Annotated in this window: 14 protein-coding genes and 1 tRNA gene; 4 read left to right on the top strand and 11 right to left on the bottom strand. The window is 64.6% G+C overall.

The annotated features are described in order from the left end of the window. Positions 1 to 49: 49 nt before the first annotated feature. The 3 genes from K3551_RS03565 to K3551_RS03555 all read right to left on the bottom strand — a co-directional run bounded on the left by K3551_RS03565 (position 50) and on the right by K3551_RS03555 (position 3,190). Positions 50 to 946 (bottom strand): carbohydrate ABC transporter permease, encoded by an 897-nt coding sequence (locus K3551_RS03565; RefSeq protein WP_409197403.1) that lies wholly within the window; start codon positions 944 to 946, stop codon positions 50 to 52. Beyond that, positions 943 to 1,839 carry a carbohydrate ABC transporter permease gene (locus tag K3551_RS03560; protein ID WP_259917728.1) on the bottom strand — a complete coding sequence of 299 codons (897 nt, stop codon included), beginning with the start codon at positions 1,837 to 1,839 and terminating at the stop codon, positions 943 to 945. Before K3551_RS03560 ends, K3551_RS03565 begins: the two co-directional genes overlap by 4 nt. Before the next feature lie 100 nt (positions 1,840 to 1,939). Next, entirely contained in the window at positions 1,940 to 3,190 is a 1,251-nt protein-coding gene (locus K3551_RS03555) for an extracellular solute-binding protein (RefSeq protein WP_259917726.1), read from the bottom strand. Between the two features lie 103 nt (positions 3,191 to 3,293). Here K3551_RS03555 and K3551_RS03550 point away from each other — a divergent pair, with 103 nt between their 5' ends. Genes K3551_RS03550 through K3551_RS03540 form a run of 3 tightly spaced genes read left to right on the top strand, consistent with a single transcriptional unit; the run spans position 3,294 to position 7,598 of the window. Further along, positions 3,294 to 4,478: an ROK family transcriptional regulator gene (locus tag K3551_RS03550; protein WP_259917724.1), complete on the top strand. Its 1,185-nt coding sequence runs from the start codon at positions 3,294 to 3,296 to the stop codon at positions 4,476 to 4,478. An 11-nt stretch (positions 4,479 to 4,489) separates the two neighbouring features. Continuing rightward, on the top strand, positions 4,490 to 6,748 hold the full coding sequence (locus K3551_RS03545) for a PIG-L family deacetylase (protein WP_259917722.1): 2,259 nt from the start codon (positions 4,490 to 4,492) through the stop codon (positions 6,746 to 6,748). Then, complete coding sequence (locus K3551_RS03540) at positions 6,735 to 7,598, top strand: DMT family transporter (RefSeq protein WP_259917720.1); 864 nt, start codon at positions 6,735 to 6,737, stop codon at positions 7,596 to 7,598. Before K3551_RS03545 ends, K3551_RS03540 begins: the two co-directional genes overlap by 14 nt. A gap of 2 nt (positions 7,599 to 7,600) precedes the next feature. Here K3551_RS03540 and K3551_RS03535 read toward each other — a convergent pair. The 8 genes from K3551_RS03535 to K3551_RS03500 all read right to left on the bottom strand — a co-directional run bounded on the left by K3551_RS03535 (position 7,601) and on the right by K3551_RS03500 (position 14,311). Next, a tRNA-Pro gene (locus K3551_RS03535) sits at positions 7,601 to 7,677 on the bottom strand. Positions 7,678 to 7,748: 71 nt separating this feature from the next. Then, on the bottom strand, positions 7,749 to 8,357 hold the full coding sequence (locus tag K3551_RS19900; RefSeq protein ID WP_311199758.1) for a methyl-accepting chemotaxis protein: 609 nt from the start codon (positions 8,355 to 8,357) through the stop codon (positions 7,749 to 7,751). 46 nt (positions 8,358 to 8,403) lie between these two features. Continuing rightward, a complete protein-coding gene (locus tag K3551_RS03525; RefSeq protein ID WP_259917718.1) occupies positions 8,404 to 9,378 on the bottom strand; it encodes a DMT family transporter in 975 nt (324 codons plus the stop codon). Positions 9,379 to 9,623: 245 nt separating this feature from the next. Beyond that, positions 9,624 to 10,727, bottom strand: coding sequence for a 3-isopropylmalate dehydrogenase (leuB, locus tag K3551_RS03520; RefSeq protein WP_259917716.1), 1,104 nt, complete (start codon positions 10,725 to 10,727; stop codon positions 9,624 to 9,626). Positions 10,728 to 10,785: 58 nt separating this feature from the next. Further along, positions 10,786 to 11,775, bottom strand: a complete 990-nt coding sequence (locus tag K3551_RS03515; RefSeq protein ID WP_259917715.1) for an endonuclease/exonuclease/phosphatase family protein — start codon at positions 11,773 to 11,775, stop codon at positions 10,786 to 10,788. A 2-nt stretch (positions 11,776 to 11,777) separates the two neighbouring features. Further along, the gene (locus K3551_RS03510; RefSeq protein WP_259917713.1) at positions 11,778 to 12,563 is read right to left on the bottom strand and encodes a hypothetical protein; all 786 of its coding nucleotides are present in this window, start codon (positions 12,561 to 12,563) and stop codon (positions 11,778 to 11,780) included. A 306-nt stretch (positions 12,564 to 12,869) separates the two neighbouring features. Beyond that, positions 12,870 to 13,475, bottom strand: a complete 606-nt coding sequence (gene leuD / locus K3551_RS03505; RefSeq protein ID WP_259917712.1) for a 3-isopropylmalate dehydratase small subunit — start codon at positions 13,473 to 13,475, stop codon at positions 12,870 to 12,872. A 26-nt stretch (positions 13,476 to 13,501) separates the two neighbouring features. Then, positions 13,502 to 14,311, bottom strand: a complete 810-nt coding sequence (locus K3551_RS03500; protein WP_259917710.1) for a DUF4198 domain-containing protein — start codon at positions 14,309 to 14,311, stop codon at positions 13,502 to 13,504. Here K3551_RS03500 and K3551_RS03495 point away from each other — a divergent pair. Next, positions 14,310 to 15,482 (top strand): HupE/UreJ family protein, encoded by a 1,173-nt coding sequence (locus tag K3551_RS03495; RefSeq protein WP_259917709.1) that lies wholly within the window; start codon positions 14,310 to 14,312, stop codon positions 15,480 to 15,482. The genes K3551_RS03500 and K3551_RS03495 overlap by 2 nt on opposite strands. The last annotated feature ends 27 nt before the right edge of the window (positions 15,483 to 15,509 follow it).

Here is a 15,509-nt window from a genome sequence, read left to right as displayed (position 1 = left end):
GCGCAGTCGCGGATTGAACGATCCACTGGACCTTTTCCGGCATGCCCGATCATCCCTTCAGCCCCGCCATGACGACGCCGCGGATGATGAAACGTTGGAAGATCAGGAACACCACGAGCGTCGGAATGGTCGAGATCGCGGCACCGGTCATGATCAGCTCCCAGGCGACATCCGCCTCGTCGCCAAAGCCCGCCAGCCCGACGGGCAGCGTATACATGTCCGGCGAATTGGTCACGATCAGCGGCCAGAGGAACGCGGTCCAGTTGCCGAGGAAGACGAAGATCGCCAGCGCGGCAAGCGCGGGTTTGACCAGCGGCATCGCCACTTCCCACCAGATCTGGAACTCGTTCAACCCGTCGATCCGCGCCGCCTCGATGAAATCGTCGGGCACGCTTTCGAAGAACTGCTTCATCAGGAAGGTCCCGAAGGCGGTCATCAGACCGGGGAACATGATGCCCCAATAGCTGTCCAGCCAACCGAATTGCTGACTCATCAGATACCAGGGGATCACCAGCATCTCGGTCGGGATCATCAGGGTCGACAGGATCGCGATGAAGACCAGCGTGCGGCCCGGAAACTTGAACTTGCACAGGGTGTAGCCCACGAGACTGTCGAAAAAGAGGTTCGAGATCGTGGTGATCGTCGCGATGATGATCGAATTGATGAACCAGTTGAAGAACCGCCCATCCTCCAGAACATAGGTATAGTTCTCGATCGTCGGCTCATCGGGGATCAGATTGACGTTGTAGACCTCATGCGGCCACTTCAACGAGGTGGAGATCATGTAGGCGATGGGCATCACCATCAGGATGCCGCCCAGGAACAGCAGGATCCAGCGGATGATCTGCACATTGTCGCGGGGGCCGCGCCCGGTGGGCTTGGCCAGCAATGCCTCGGACGAGGGTTTCACCCGGTCAGGCACATCAGTCAGGGTCGCATCGGTCATCGGTCGGACCTCAGAATCCAGAGTTGCAGCAGCGAGACGATCAGCAGGATGGTGAACAGAACCACCGTCTGCGCCGCCGCATAGCCCATGTCGAAGGCGTTGAACGCCGTGTCATAAATCATCAGCACCAAGGGTTTCGTGGAATTGAGCGGTCCGCCCGGATTGTTCGTCGTCATGTTGAAGACGTGATCGAAGATCCGCAGGAACCCGATGGACGAAAACACGACGATGAACACGATTGTCGGACGCAAGAGCGGGATGGTGATCTCGGTCAGGACCGTCCACCAGCCGACCCCGTCGATCCGCGCCGCCTCATAGTAGCTGACGGGAATGGCGCGCAGGCCGGCCATGAAGATGATGATCTGAAACCCCAGCCCGGCCCAGATTGCAGGGGCCAGAACGGCGGGCAGGGCATTGGTGGTCGAATTCAGGAACTCGATCTGGGCGATCCCGACCGAGGCCAGCAGGTTGTTGAACAACCCGATAGGCACCCCCTGATAGAACCACCGCCAGACCCAGGCCATTGCAACAGCCGACGTCATGAAAGGCAGGAAATAGAGCATTCGGATGAACGAATGCGCGAACCGCAGTTTATCGAGGTGGTAGGCAATCACAAAGGACAGCACCAACGAGACCGGCGTGCCGATGATCAGATATTCGAAGGTATTGACGAAGACCTTCCAGAATGTCGGATCGTTCCAGAGCTTTTCGTAGTTGTCGAGGCCGGTCCATGTCCGTGCCCCCAACAGGTTCCAGTCCTGGAACGAGATCAGGACCGCGTTGCCCGTCGGATAGAACCGGATAACCACATAGAACAGGACCGGAACCGCAAGAAAGATCCAGGCCCAGACGATCTGCTTCTGGCGGATGGTCAGGTTGCGGTAGGCGGTCATGACGGTCCCTTTCGGGTCCGGCATCAGGCCCGAACCACGTAGAGTTGGAAACGATGGGATGACAGGTCCGGCCCGTCATGGGGCCGGACCCGGTATCGGATTACTCGGAGTAGTACTCGTCGAGAATCTTCTGTTCGGCCTCGGCGGCGATGGCCAGGCTGTCGGCAGGGGTCATCCCCTCCAGCTGCACCCGCTCCACCATTTCGACCATCAGCTGGCGCTGCGCGCTTTCGTTGGCGAATTTGGTGGTGTTGGCATAGGCGAGCCCCCGGATGAACGGCCCGAAGGTGTCGTCGTTGGCGTTGGCGTCGGTCATACCCACCGACGGCTTGGCAGGCAGTTCGCCGACCACGTCCAGCCAGATCTGCATCGCCTCGTCAGAGGTGACGTATTCCATGAACTTGACGGCGGCGTCGTACTTCTCGCCCTCTGCCTTGGTGGTGATCGCGTTCACCCAGTAGGAGGAGTAGTTGGACCGCACCCCGTCCGCATTCGCGGGCAACTCGGTGACGCCCCAGTTCAGACCGCGCACCCCGTTCAGCGACCCGATACGGAACGACCCATCGATGTGCATGCCCGCGCGCCCGGCCTTGAAGGCGGCCTGCGGCTCGTCCATGAAACCGATACCGGTGACCGGGTCTTCACCCATGAACATGTTCGTATAGAACTCGGCGGCCATGCGGCCGGCGTCCGAATTGTAGTTCACGGTCTTGTAGTCGTCGACGTAAGGCTCTCCGCCCATCTGACGGACCAGACCTTCGCGCCACCAATGATGATCCTGCGCGGTCATGCCGGCGGTGATACCGACCTGAGTGATGTTCCCGGCCCCGTCCTTCTTGGTCAGGGCGGCGGCGACCTCCATCATCTCTTCCAGGGTTTCGGGCGGGCTTTCGATGCCAGCCTCTTCGAACAGACGCTCGTTGTAGAACAAAGCGAGCGAACGCACGGCTGTCGGCAGCGCCCAGTAGTTTTCGCCGTCCTTCATGGCCTGAACCATCGGGAAGAACTCTGCGTCGATCTTTGCCGCCGGGAAAACGTCCGACGGAAGCGGCTGGATCAGCTCTGCTTCGACGTAGTCGTTCAGCCATCCGTAGAACAGCTGCACAACGTCCGGGCCTTCGCCTGCGGGAATCGCGGCGGCGACCTTGGTGCGATAGTCGGCGTAGGGGAAATGCGTCATCGTGACGGTGATGTCGGGGTTCGCAGCCTGAAAATTCTCGATCAACTGCTCCATCGCGTCGACACGCGCGTCGAAGAAGTATTGCCAGTATTCGATTTCAACCGCTTGCGCGGCACCTCCGAGCCCAAGCGAAGCGAGGGCAGCGAAAGCAGTCTGTCTTAGGAACGTCATAAAGGTCATCTCCCGTTGGCGTGGCATGGCGCGCCGCCCGATCCATGGCCGGGCGAACATTCTGACCAAGGGTTAACTCAACATTGTTGAGTATACAACCGTCTTGAGTTATTCCCGACCCATGACCTCTCAGGCCCCCTCTCGCGGCGTCACGCCCGCCCGCTCTCGCGACCATAACCGACAGCTTGTTCTGGGCCACCTGCACGCGGGCGGGGCCTTGGGCCGGGCGGAACTGGCGCGGCGATCCGGTCTGTCGACTCAGGCCGTCAGCAACATCATCGCCGAGTTGGAACAAGACGGCCTTTTGCGCGACGAAGGCCTGCAACAAGGCAAGCGCGGACTGCCCGCGCGACAATATGCAGTGAACGCGACCGGGGCCTTTGCCCTGGGGATCGAGGTGCGGCCCGGTGCGATTCTGGCCGCCTTGATGGATCTGAGCGGCCAGCCTGTCTGGCATGACCGCCGCCCGCTGGACCGGGCCACCCCGCAGGCGGTGACCGCCATCCTGCCCGACCTGAAGGCCGCGGCCCTGGCCGCCGCACCCTCGGCCCGCAATCGACTGTTGGGCGCGGGGGTGGCGCTTCCTGGTCCATTCGGGCGCACCGGCCTGCGCGGCGACGGATCGGACCTGCCCGGATGGGAAGACGTGGACGCACGCGCGGTCTTTGCACAGGCGCTGGACCTGGCCGTGACCGTTGAAAACGACGCCAACGCCGCCGCGATCTCTGAACGTATCGCGCTGGCGCCCGAAGGCGTGACCACCTTTGCGACCCTCTATTTCGGGACCGGCCTGGGCCTTGCCATCGTGCAGGACGGCAGGATCGTCCCCGGTGCCTTTGGAAACGCCGGGGAAATCGGTCACATTCCCGTCGCCACCCCCCAGGGGATGCAACCCCTGGAGGAATGCCTCAGCCGCCTGTCCGTCGAACGTCACCTGGCCGCACATGGCCGCGTCGTGCGCGACATGCCGGCGTTGCAGGCGTTGTTCGATGCGGGGGACCCGGCGTTGATGGCCTGGCTCGATGCGGCGCGCGACCCGTTCGGACAGGCCATCGCGATCCTCGAAAACCTGCTGGATCCTCAGACGATCCTGCTGTGTGGGGCCATGCCCGAGGGCATCGTCCGTCACCTGACCGAAACGGTCGCCCTGCCCGCGCGGTCCGTCGCGCGGCGCGGCGACAATCCGCAGCCTGCGCTGCGCGTCGGTCGCTGTTCGCGGACGGCGGCGACGCTGGGTGCCGCGGCACTGGTGCTCAACCGAACCTTCACCCCGGCGCTTGCCGCCTGAAAGGCCCGTTCATGACCCCCGACCAGACCCGGCTGGAAGCCGACCGCGCCGCGCCACGTATCCTGGCACTTTGGCAGGCGTTGACCGCCCTGCGCTCGCCGCTCACCTTCTTGCAGTCCGGGGCCCATCCCGACGATGAGATATCGGCGATGCTGGCCGCGTTGCGGTTCCGGGACGGGCTGCACATCGCTTATGTCTGCTCTACCCGTGGCGAAGGCGGACAGAACGATATCGGCCAGGAAGCCGGGGCCGCATTGGGCACGCTCCGCACCGCCGAGATGGAGGCCGCCGCCGCCCGTCTCGACATGGATATGTATTGGCTCAGCCAACGGCCTGGCGACATCGCCGACTTCGGCTTTTCCAAACACGGCGAAGAAACCCTGGACCGCTGGGGCCGCGACCGGACACTGGCGCGGTTCGTTCAGGTGGTGCGGCGGGCCAGGCCAGATATCCTGTGCCCGACGTTTCTGGACGTCCCGGGTCAGCATGGCCACCACCGCGCCATGACGTTGCTGGCCCATGAGGTCATGCAAGCCGCCGCCGATCCCGCGTTCGGGTCCGATCTGGGTCCGGTCTGGCAGGTGGCCAAGCTGTACCTGCCGGCCTGGTCCGGGGCCGGCCAGGCCTATGACGACGACCTGCCGCCGCCCGAGGCGACGGTCAAGGTGCATGGAACCGACCGCGACCCGGTCAGCGGCTGGACCTGGGGGCGGATGGGGCAACACTCCCGCGCGATGCACCGCACACAGGGGATGGGCCGCTGGCCGTCCGAGGTGCCCCACGACTGGCCTCTGCATCTGGTCGGCGGCGGGGTTGAGACCGCGGTGACCAACGGCCTGCCAACGTCGTTGGCCGATCTGGACCTTGGCCCGGCGCAGGCCGCCTGCGACGCCGCCATCGCCGCCTTTCCGGACACCACCCGAATTCTGCCGGAGGCCGCGCGCGCCACGGCCCTGTTGCGCCACGCGACCGTGGCCCCCGAACACGCCCACCGCGTCGCCACCAAGATCGCGCAACTGCACCGCGTTCTCTGGCTCGCCTCGGGGACCGAGGTGCGGGCGACCGTGGATCGCGACTGGATCGCGCCCGGGGACCCCGCGCAGCTGATCCTTGAGGTCAGCGAAGGGGCCGCCGAAGCGGTCAGCGTGTCGCCGCTGCTGGACCCTGGCTGGTCGGCCGAGGGCGACAGGCTGTCGGTCGCGCCCGGGACCACCTCTGACCCCTATCCGGAGGCCTGGTTGCCTTTGTCGCCCCCCGCCCCCGCGCTGTCGGTCATGGCCGAGGTTGCGGGTGAGGCGATCTCGATGGTCCTTCCCTTCGACCGCACGCCCGCAGCCCTGCCGGGCGATGCGGTGACCCTGAGCCCTCAGGCAGAGGTCGTGAACCTTTCGACCAAAGCACCCGCCCCGGATGTGCGCCTGTCACCCGACGCGGCGACCCTGGACGGCTGGCGGATCGTCGACGGCAAACTGGCCATCCCAGACGATGCGCGCCCTGGTCTGCATGAGATTCCCGTCCTGCTGAACGACGCCCCTGCCCTGACGGTCCAACAGATCCAGGCCGCACACACGGCACCCCGCGTTCTGGCGCAGCCCGCCATCCTGCGACTGGCCATGTTGGAGGTCGCGCTGGCCCCTGCGCGGGTCGGCTATATCGGTGCCGGACGCGACCGGGTGGCCCATTGGCTGAGGCGGATCGGGATGGGCGTGACCGAGTTGTCGGATGCTCAGCTGGCCGACGATGCGGCCCTGGCACAGTTCGACAGTCTCGTGATCGGGATCTTCGCGCTCCGCTTCCGCCCCGGGTTGTTGGAACGGATGCCCGCAATCCACGCCTGGACGCGTGCGGGCGGAAACCTGACGACGCTTTACCACCGCCCCTGGGACAACTGGGATCCGGAGGCGGCACCTCCGGCGCGGCTGCAGGTCGGTCAACCTTCGCTGCGCTGGCGGGTCACAGACGAAGCTGCGGTCGTAACCCATCTGGTTCCGGATCATCCGGTACTGAATGGTCCGAACCCGATTGGTCCGCAGGATTGGCAGGGATGGCACAAGGAACGCGGGCTGTACTTCGCCTCGTCCTGGGATGCGGCCTACACCCCGCTCTTGTCGATGTCGGACCCGGATGAGCAGCCGCTGCACGGCGCGCTGGTATCGGCTGACATCGGCAAGGGGCGGCACACCCATTGCGCCCTGATTCTGCACCACCAGATGAATGCGCTGGTCCCCGGCGCGTTCCGATTGATGGCCAATCTCGTTGCGCCTGTCTGAGAGCCTGCGCGGCGGGCTCTGGCTGTTTGCGGATATGGCGCTCAACATCTGGGCGCTGAGCATCGTCAAGGCCTGGGGCGCGGACGTCCCGGCGGCGCAGCTTGTGTTTCTGCGCGCGGTGACGGGCCTGTTGGTCATCGCACCCTGGATCTGGTTCGCGCGCGCCCGCTTCGCCGAGACGCGCGCGCCGGGGTTGCACCTGCTGCGCGTGGGCCTGTCGACGACGGCGCTGACTTGTTCGTTCTATGCCATCGCGCGGATGCCCTTTGCCCTGTTCACGGCCATCAACTTCACGCGCCCCTTGATGATGATCGCGCTCGCCGCGCTGTTCCTTTCCGAACGGGCGGGCCCACGGCGGTGGATGGCGGCAGGGCTGGGCCTGATCGGCGTTGTCATCGCGGTAGAGCCGGGCGGCGGGACCTCGACCCTGGCATTGCTGGCGCTGACCACGACCGTGTTCGCGGGTACAGCCGCCATCGTGGTGACGCGCAAGCTGCGCGACCAACCGACAGTGGTTCTGATGACGGTCTACACGGCGGGGCTGGCCCTGGCGACGGCGCCCCTGGCCTGGGTCGGCTGGACGCCTGTGGGCCCCTCGGACTGGCCCGTCCTGCTGGCCATCGGCCTGTTCGCACAATCGGCGCAGGTCTGTTTTCTGCAGGCCCATCGCCTGGCCGAGGCCGGGCTGCTGGCGATCCTGGGGTACGGCAGCCTGATCCTGTCGACGACCGTGGGTTGGCTGATCTTTGCAGAGGTGCCGCGCGCCGGGTTCTGGATCGGCGCAGGCCTGATCGTGGTCAGCACCGTTATGGCGCGCAACAGCGCGGGGCATCGCAAACAAGGGGGATAGATTGGTCGGGCAGAGAGGATTCGAACCTCCGACCCCCTGCTCCCGAAGCAGGTGCGCTACCAGGCTGCGCCACTGCCCGACCGGACGACCCCGACATCCTCGGGATCGAATGCGCCGGACTTATCGACAGGCGCGCGGCAGGGCAAGGGCCTATCGCCGCATCTGCACCGTCTCTTTGAGACGATCGAGCGCGACCGTGGTTTCCCGTGACAATGTCTGGATCTGATCGCCGATGACGGCGAACCCACGCCCCATCTCGCCCACGCGCGCCGCCTCGATCGTGGCGTTGATCGAGATGAAGTGGATCTGACGCGAAATCGCATGCACCTCGCGCGCGGCATCGGCCGCCTGCTGACGCGCGTCTTCCTGCCGGGCAAGGACCGCGGCGAGAAAGGCCCCTCGCAAGCCGTCCATCAAGGTTTCGATCGCCTTCGGGAAGACATCGCAACACCAGGACGCATAGTCACGGGCCAACGGTCCCTCAGCCTCCAGCTCTGCGGCGCGTCCTTCGAAGGCGCGCGCAAGGGCGAGGCAGCCGCCCAGAACGTCGACCGGCAGGCGCACATCGGCGGCATCGAAATACCTGGCCTGCACGTCGCGCAGCGCGCCCGCCGTCTGCCGTAGATCACCGGCTAGCGCCGCATCCCCGGGTGGGTCACGCACAAGTTGCAACAACAGACGCGCCTGAAGCGGATAAAGCCGCTTTTCGATCCGCACCAGCGGATCAAGACGCCAATCCGTACGAGGGGATTCGGGCATGGGCGCTCCTTCCTCCGAAGGATAGCCCACTGCCCCTAACAATACGTTAAGAGCGGTCCTGCGGCACTGTCCGGTCCTCGTCCGACAGCATCGGAGAGATGCGCGGCGCGGTACCGGTTTCGGCCCGCGACCGTGTCCGCAACACCGGCGAATTGTTCGACCGGCCCCGCCCCTCGCGCAGAACGATATACAGGCCCGATGCAATGATGACCGCCGCGCCCAGACCGGTCACCAGATCGATCGTCTCGTCAAAGAACCACCAGCCATAAAGCGCAGCCCACAGGATCTGGGAATACTGCATCGGCGCGACCAGGACCGCTTCGGCGCGACGATAGGCATGGATCAACGCGACAGAGGCGGCAAAGGCCAGAACCGCCATCATCACCCACAGGCCCAGATCCGGCAGGGGCATCGGCCGATAGACGAAGGGCATCAGCGCCCCCATGATCACGAAATTCGCCATCATCGGATAGAGCATCATCACCGCTGTCCGCTCATCCCGCCCGATCTTGCGCATGATGACGGCGGCCAATGCACCAAAGAAGGCAGCGGTCAGGGCCGCCATATGACCCAGCCCAAGGTCCAGATCGGCAGGGCGCAAGACGATGATCACGCCGGCCAGACCAACGATGACCGCCCCACCGCGATGCAGGCCGACCCGCTCTCCGAGGATCGGGATCGACAGCAAGGTGATGATCAGAGGCGAGGCAAAGATGATCGCATAGACCTGCGCCAACGGCAGGACCGAGAACGCATAAAACGCGGAAAAGCCCGTGATCACCGCCGACACGGTTCGCAGCGCCGTCCACCATGGGTGCACCGGGATCAGGGTTCCCTGCTGATTGTCCCGCAGCAGCATCATCACCACCAACGGAAAGGTCAGCAGAACGCTGAAGAACAGGATCTGGAAAACGGCATAGCCGCCGCCCAGCATCTTTACCGCGATATCGTGGGTCGAAAAGGCAGCGAACGCCAGAAGCGCCAGCAGAATACCGGATAGCGGAGAGGTACGGTCGGGCATGGGCGCTCCGGGCGGGGTCTGCACCGCGACGCCCCTCCCCGGACGTGCGGCTGTGAATCGGTGTTTCTTCGGCCTTAGCGCGGTCCGGGGGCATGTCTCAAGGGGGGCGTGCGGATCACGTGGTTTTCCGGCGGATTTCGCGGAACGGCCCACGATCCGGCATCGGGTTCTCCAAGACGACTGCCAAGTTCTGCCGCGACGGAGGCCGGTGCACCGGCCCCCATCAAAGTATCCGGGCGCGCGCCTCAGGCAGCCGCGTCGAGGGCCGCCAGGATCGCATCGCCCATGCCGGTCGTGCTGACCGCCGTACCGCCATCGGGTCCCATCAGATCCGCCGTGCGCACGCCGTCGGCCAGCACCTTTTCGACCGCGCCCTCCAACAGGTCGGCATTCGCGCCCTCGTCGAAGGAATAGCGCAACGCCATGGCAAAGCTGAGAATACAGGCGATCGGGTTGGCCTTGCCCTGCCCGGTGATGTCGGGCGCGGACCCGTGGACCGGCTCATACAGCGCCTTCGGCTTGCCATTTTCCATGGGCAGACCCAACGAGGCAGACGGCAGCATCCCCAGCGACCCGGTCAGCATCGCCGCACAATCGGACAGGACGTCGCCGAACAGGTTGTCGGTCACGATGACGTCGAACTGCTTGGGCGCGCGCACCAGCTGCATGGCCCCGTTGTCGGCGTACATGTGGCTCAGCTCGACTTCGGGATACTCGGCGTCGTGGATTTCCTGCACCACGTCGCGCCACAGGATACCCGATTCCATCACGTTGGCCTTCTCCATGGAGCAGACCTTGTTGCCGCGCTTCTTGGCCAGTTCGAAAGCTGACCGCGCAACGCGCGCGATCTCGGATTCGGTGTAGCGCTGCGTGTTGATGCCGACGCGTTCGTTGCCCTCGGTATGGATGCCGCGCGGCTCGCCGAAATAGACGCCCGACGTCAGTTCGCGCACGATCATGATATCGAGGCCCGAGACGATGTCTTTCTTCAACGACGAAAAATCGGCCAGCGCGTCAAAGCACTGCGCCGGGCGCAGGTTCGAGAACAGGTCCATTTCCTTGCGCAAACGCAGCAGCCCCCGCTCCGGCTTGACCGAGAAATCGAGGTTGTCGTACTTCGGCCCGCCAACGGCACCCAGCAGAACGGCGTCCACCTCTTGAGCCTTGGCCATGGTGTCATCGTGCAGGGGCGTGCCGTGGGCGTCATAGGCGGCCCCGCCGACCAGATCCTCGGAAACCTCAAAGTCCAGACCGCGATTGGCGCCGAACCAGTCGATCACGCGACGCACCTCGGTCATGACCTCGGGGCCGATGCCGTCGCCGGGCAGGATCAGAAGGGTGTTTGCCATGTCACTGGGCCTTTCGATGAAGATGCGCGCAACGGACTAGGCCCTGCCCCGCGGCCCGTCAAGGAAGCGAGACATCGACCCAGACCAGCCGCCCCCGGCTGGCGGTCCGAACCACGTCGGCCAGGGGATCGTCCGGTGCAGGCCAGATCACGCCCGAATCGATGACCCGCAGATCACGGGACGGCAGGATGTAATCCACCCGCAGGGGGCCCGGCCCCTCCCAATCGACGGTGTCCAGCGCCGGGTCGCCCGCGTGGTCGCCCCCGCCCCCCTGCCCAGTCGGTTCCGGGTCGGACAAGGCCGGGTGTTCCAAAAGCCTGCGCAACGCGGCGCGGTCGCCTTCGCCGTCCATGGGATCAATGTTGGCACGCCCCAGAACCACGGGCCGCGGGACCGCACCCGCCAATCCCGCGACAAAGGCCAGTTCGTCGGCGTTGCGCAGGCCGTTGCGATCTTCGGGCCCGTCGAACACCGGCGTATTGGCATTCAACGTCAAAAGCGTCAGCACGCCATCGCCCAAGGGAACCGACACTTCCCACTGCGCGACCGAAGCCAAGGGCACCACCGCCGCCGCGCCCACAGGCAGAACGGCGGCGGGCGCCGCGCTGACCTCGGACCAGAGCACCGCAGAGTGATCCGTGATCTGCCCAAGCGGCAGCCGCGACAGCAGTGCCATGCCGCCATCGCCGGTGAACCGGCCATAACCCAAGGCGTCACGCCCCTCGCCCAGCCTCCCGTTGCCATCCAGGTCGAACCCGCTGGGCACCCCCGCATTCGGGGCCAGCGCGACCTGATGCGGATAGGCCAGCCCGCGGGCGCCCAGCCCGTCGACAAGCGCGGCGACCGCCGCCCCGCCAAAATCCCAATCCACATCCAGCAGCAGCAAGATATCCGCCTGCGCCGCCGCGATGACCGTCAGCACGGCATCGACCTGCGCGTCCTTGCCCGCGGTCAGGTCGCGCAGCAGGACGGCGGGGCCCTTGCGGCTCAGCTCTGCATGATAGGTGGCGATGCGGATCGTCTCGGCGGCGACCGGAGCCGCGCACAAGATCAGGCCGGCAAGAAGTCCGGGTCCTCGGCGGCAAGCTCTTCGCCATAACGACGGCGTTTTTTGGAGATCATCAGGGCCAGCCGCCGCATCGCGATGCCGCGCAGGAATAGCGATGCAGGAAGGAAGGCCCATAGCGTCATCGTCCAGACCAGCAGCAGCGGGGATTCGAACATCGAGATCTGATAGGATCGGGCGATGAACAACGCCAACGGTGGGGTCAGGTATGGCAGCAAAATGCCTAACAGAATGTTAACGGCACCGTCCCGGTTGAGCCGTTTGACCACATCCGACCCTGCCGTCGGGTCGAAGGTAGGCAGATTGATCCAGACGTTGAACGCCCCGGTCGGCGACGGCCAGTTGTTGAGCCGGATGATGATGGCGAAAATCGTGAGGCTGAGCAGCGACACCAGATAGGCGATCCCGGCCGTCACCCGAACCATATGCGCCTCGGTCAGGGTCGTCCCCTCGGGCAGCAGCCACAGCAACATCCGAATCGGGCTGAGCGGGAAGTCCATGGACTGCCCCAGCAACATGCCCACCGCATGCACCAGACGCGTCAGGGTCGACGGGTCCGCGATGCCGCGCGCCGCCAGCCCGATCAACAACAGCAAGGCAAAAAGCATCGCAAAACGGACGGTGTTGAACGGCGGAGCGTCTCGGAACTCGATCAGGCCGGGATAGACGGCCGCGTATTCGATAAAGACGAAGGCACCGGCGAACAACGCGATCAGAACCATCGCATCGGTGACTTGCGGCGAGGCGTCAGGCAACAGCAGCGATGGCATCAACACCATCGCCACGGTCAAAAGCGCACGAATGCACGCACCTGGAAGCTGCGAAATCACTGCCTAATCGATCCTCGTTGGACGGGGCTGATACGATGCCACCCCCTTGTTCCACCTGTCGTGCCGCCCTGTTTTCCGGGCGGTTGCCTCAATCTTGCCTTGAATGTGCCTTGTTTAACTTCGGCTCGCAAGTTCCTGTTTGCGAACAAAAAGGCATCTTGAGAAAATTGTGCCCAGAAAGCATCAGACCCTTCCTGATGATCAGGAAGGGTCTTTTAATACAGATACTTACAATGTGACGTTAACCTAAACCCAAGGACGGGCCTGTGCAGCGGCAGATTCAAAGGTGTCGATGGCGGCACCCTTCTCCATCGTCAGGCCGATGTCGTCCAAACCGTTGAGCAGGCAGTGCTTCTTGAAGGCGTCCACGGCAAACGCATAGGTTGTACCGTCCGCCCCGGTGACCGTCTGGCTGTCCAGGTCGATGGTGATGCGGGCGTTGGCGCCGTTCTTGGCATCTTCCATCAGGGCGTCCACCTGATCCTGCGGCAAGACGATCGGCAGGATGCCGTTCTTGAAGCAGTTGTTGTAGAAGATGTCGGCATAGCTGGGCGCGATCACCGCGCGGATGCCAAAGTCGAGCAACGCCCAGGGCGCATGTTCGCGCGACGAGCCGCAGCCGAAGTTGTCGCCCGCCACAATGATCTGTGCCTCGCGATAGGCGGGCTTGTTCAACACGAAGTCCGGGTTTTCGGACCCGTCGTCGAGATAGCGCATCTCGTCGAACAGGTTCACGCCCAGACCGGACCGTTTGATGGTCTTCAGGAACTGCTTGGGAATGATCATGTCGGTATCGACATTGATCAGGGGCAGAGGGGCGGCGATGCCGGTGAGGGTGTCGAACTTGTCCATGGGGGCCTCCGTAGGGTCGGCGTTGATTACTCCTGCGGCACCCCAAAGGTCAACGCAGCCCAGAGCGTCAGCCAGACGGGATCGTTCTCGGCCTCCGGCTCAAGCGGCAGAATGGTGACCGAGTCGAGCAGGTATTCGTGCCCCGGCCTGACCGGCAGGGTCGCGCGGCCTTCGGCATCGGCGCGGTGCAGGGTGACGGTGACGCTGTCGTCGGGGGCCTTTTCGAACATCTCGATCTGGGCGTTGGCCTTGGGCGCGCCGTCGAACAGGATCTGGACCGGCAATCCGCCGGACAGATCGTCGGTATAGGGATTGGCCCCAGCCACGAATTCGACCCGCATCCCGCGCGCGGAATCCTCTCCGGCCCCGTCACCCACGGCGATCAACGCCTTGGCGAACCGCAGGTAGGCTTCGCGGAACCCTTCGTCAGGCAGACCCCGCGCCCGGTGCGCCTCCAGCACTTCGGTGAAATCCTTGTGCTCGGCGAAATTGACCCATTTCACCCATTCCTTGTAGGTCAGCCTCTGCTCGGTCGTCTCCTGCAGAACCGTCAGCAGGCCCTCGGGCGCGGTGTCGATCGCGACCGCCGGATTGTCGCCCATCCGCGCGGGCACCGGTTGGACCGTGTCGCCCGTCACCATGTCGAACCGTGCCGACCGCGACGGAATATAGCTGAGGTTGGAGCCTTTGAATTCCTGCCCATTGCGAAACGTCGCCTTGACGGTCTCACCTGTCGCAACAGTGTAAGCTTCGGGCTCTATCCAGAATTCATGCGCTTGAAGCGGGGCCGCCAAGATGCACAGTGCAGCCAGGAACGTTTTAGAAAGGGTCTTCATGTCTGTCTCCCTCCGGATCCTCAGCAGAGTGATCCTTGCTGCGATACTGTCAATGGTCGGCGCGATCACAGTTTCCGCACATGAGGTACAGCCAGCCGTCGCCGATGTGACGGTGTCCGCCTCGGAAATCACCATCGACCTGCGCGCCGCGCTGGAGCCCCTGATCGCAGGCGTCGACCTGAGCGCCGTGACCGACACCGACGAGTCGCCTCTGTCGGCCCGCAACGACGCCCTGCGCGCCCTGCCCCCCGCCGAGCTGGAGGCCGCCTTTCGCGAGGCCTGGCCCGACATCGCGCGCCGCATCAACCTGACCAGCGCCGAACAGCGCCTGACACCACAGCTGGGCACCGTCACCGTGCCGGAGATCGGCGACGTGGAGCTGCGGCGCGACAGTCAACTCACGATCACCGCTCTCCTGCCCGAAGGCGACGCCCCCGTGGTGCTGGGATGGGACCGTGCCCTGGGCGGGTTGATCGTGCGGCAGGTGTCGGGCGATGAAGGCTACGACGTCTATCTGACCGACGGTGGCCTGACCGATCCGCTGCCGCGCAGCGGCGTCGCCGAACAGACGCTGGGCGAGGCGGTGATGCGTTACGTCGTGTCCGGCTTTGACCACATCATCCCCAAGGGGCTGGATCATATCCTGTTCGTGCTGGGCCTGTTCTTCTACGCCCTCGCCTGGCGTCCGATGCTTTGGCAGGTGACCGCCTTTACCGCCGCGCATACGGTGACGCTGGCGCTGGCGACGCTCGGCATCGTGAACATTCCCGACGACATGATGTGGCTGGTCGAGACGATCATCGCCGCCTCGATCGTCTATGTCGCGGTCGAGAACATCTGGGCAGGCAACCGCCGCGACATCGGGTGGGGCCGTATTGCCATCGTCTTTGGTTTCGGTCTGCTGCACGGGCTCGGCTTTGCCTCGGTGCTGGGAGAATTCGGTCTGGGGCAGCATTTCCTGGCCTCGCTGATCTCGTTCAACGTCGGCGTCGAGATCGGGCAGCTGACCGTCATCGCGGTGGCCTTCCTGCTGCTGGGCCTGCCGTTCGGGTCCAAGCCGCTCTATCGCCCTGCCATCGCCATTCCCGGATCGCTGATCATCGCCGCGATCGGGGTTTACTGGGTTCTCAACCGCATCGGCTGGGTCGGTGACCTGCCGATCCTGACCTAGATCGCGGGCTCTGCCCTCCGGCGCGGG

Origin of the sequence: Jannaschia sp. M317 (assembly GCF_025141175.1) — a bacterium.
In the GTDB taxonomy this organism is placed as follows: domain Bacteria; phylum Pseudomonadota; class Alphaproteobacteria; order Rhodobacterales; family Rhodobacteraceae; genus Jannaschia.
The sequence above is the reverse complement of the archived record's forward strand: the minus strand, read 5'-3'. Positions and strand labels throughout refer to the sequence as shown.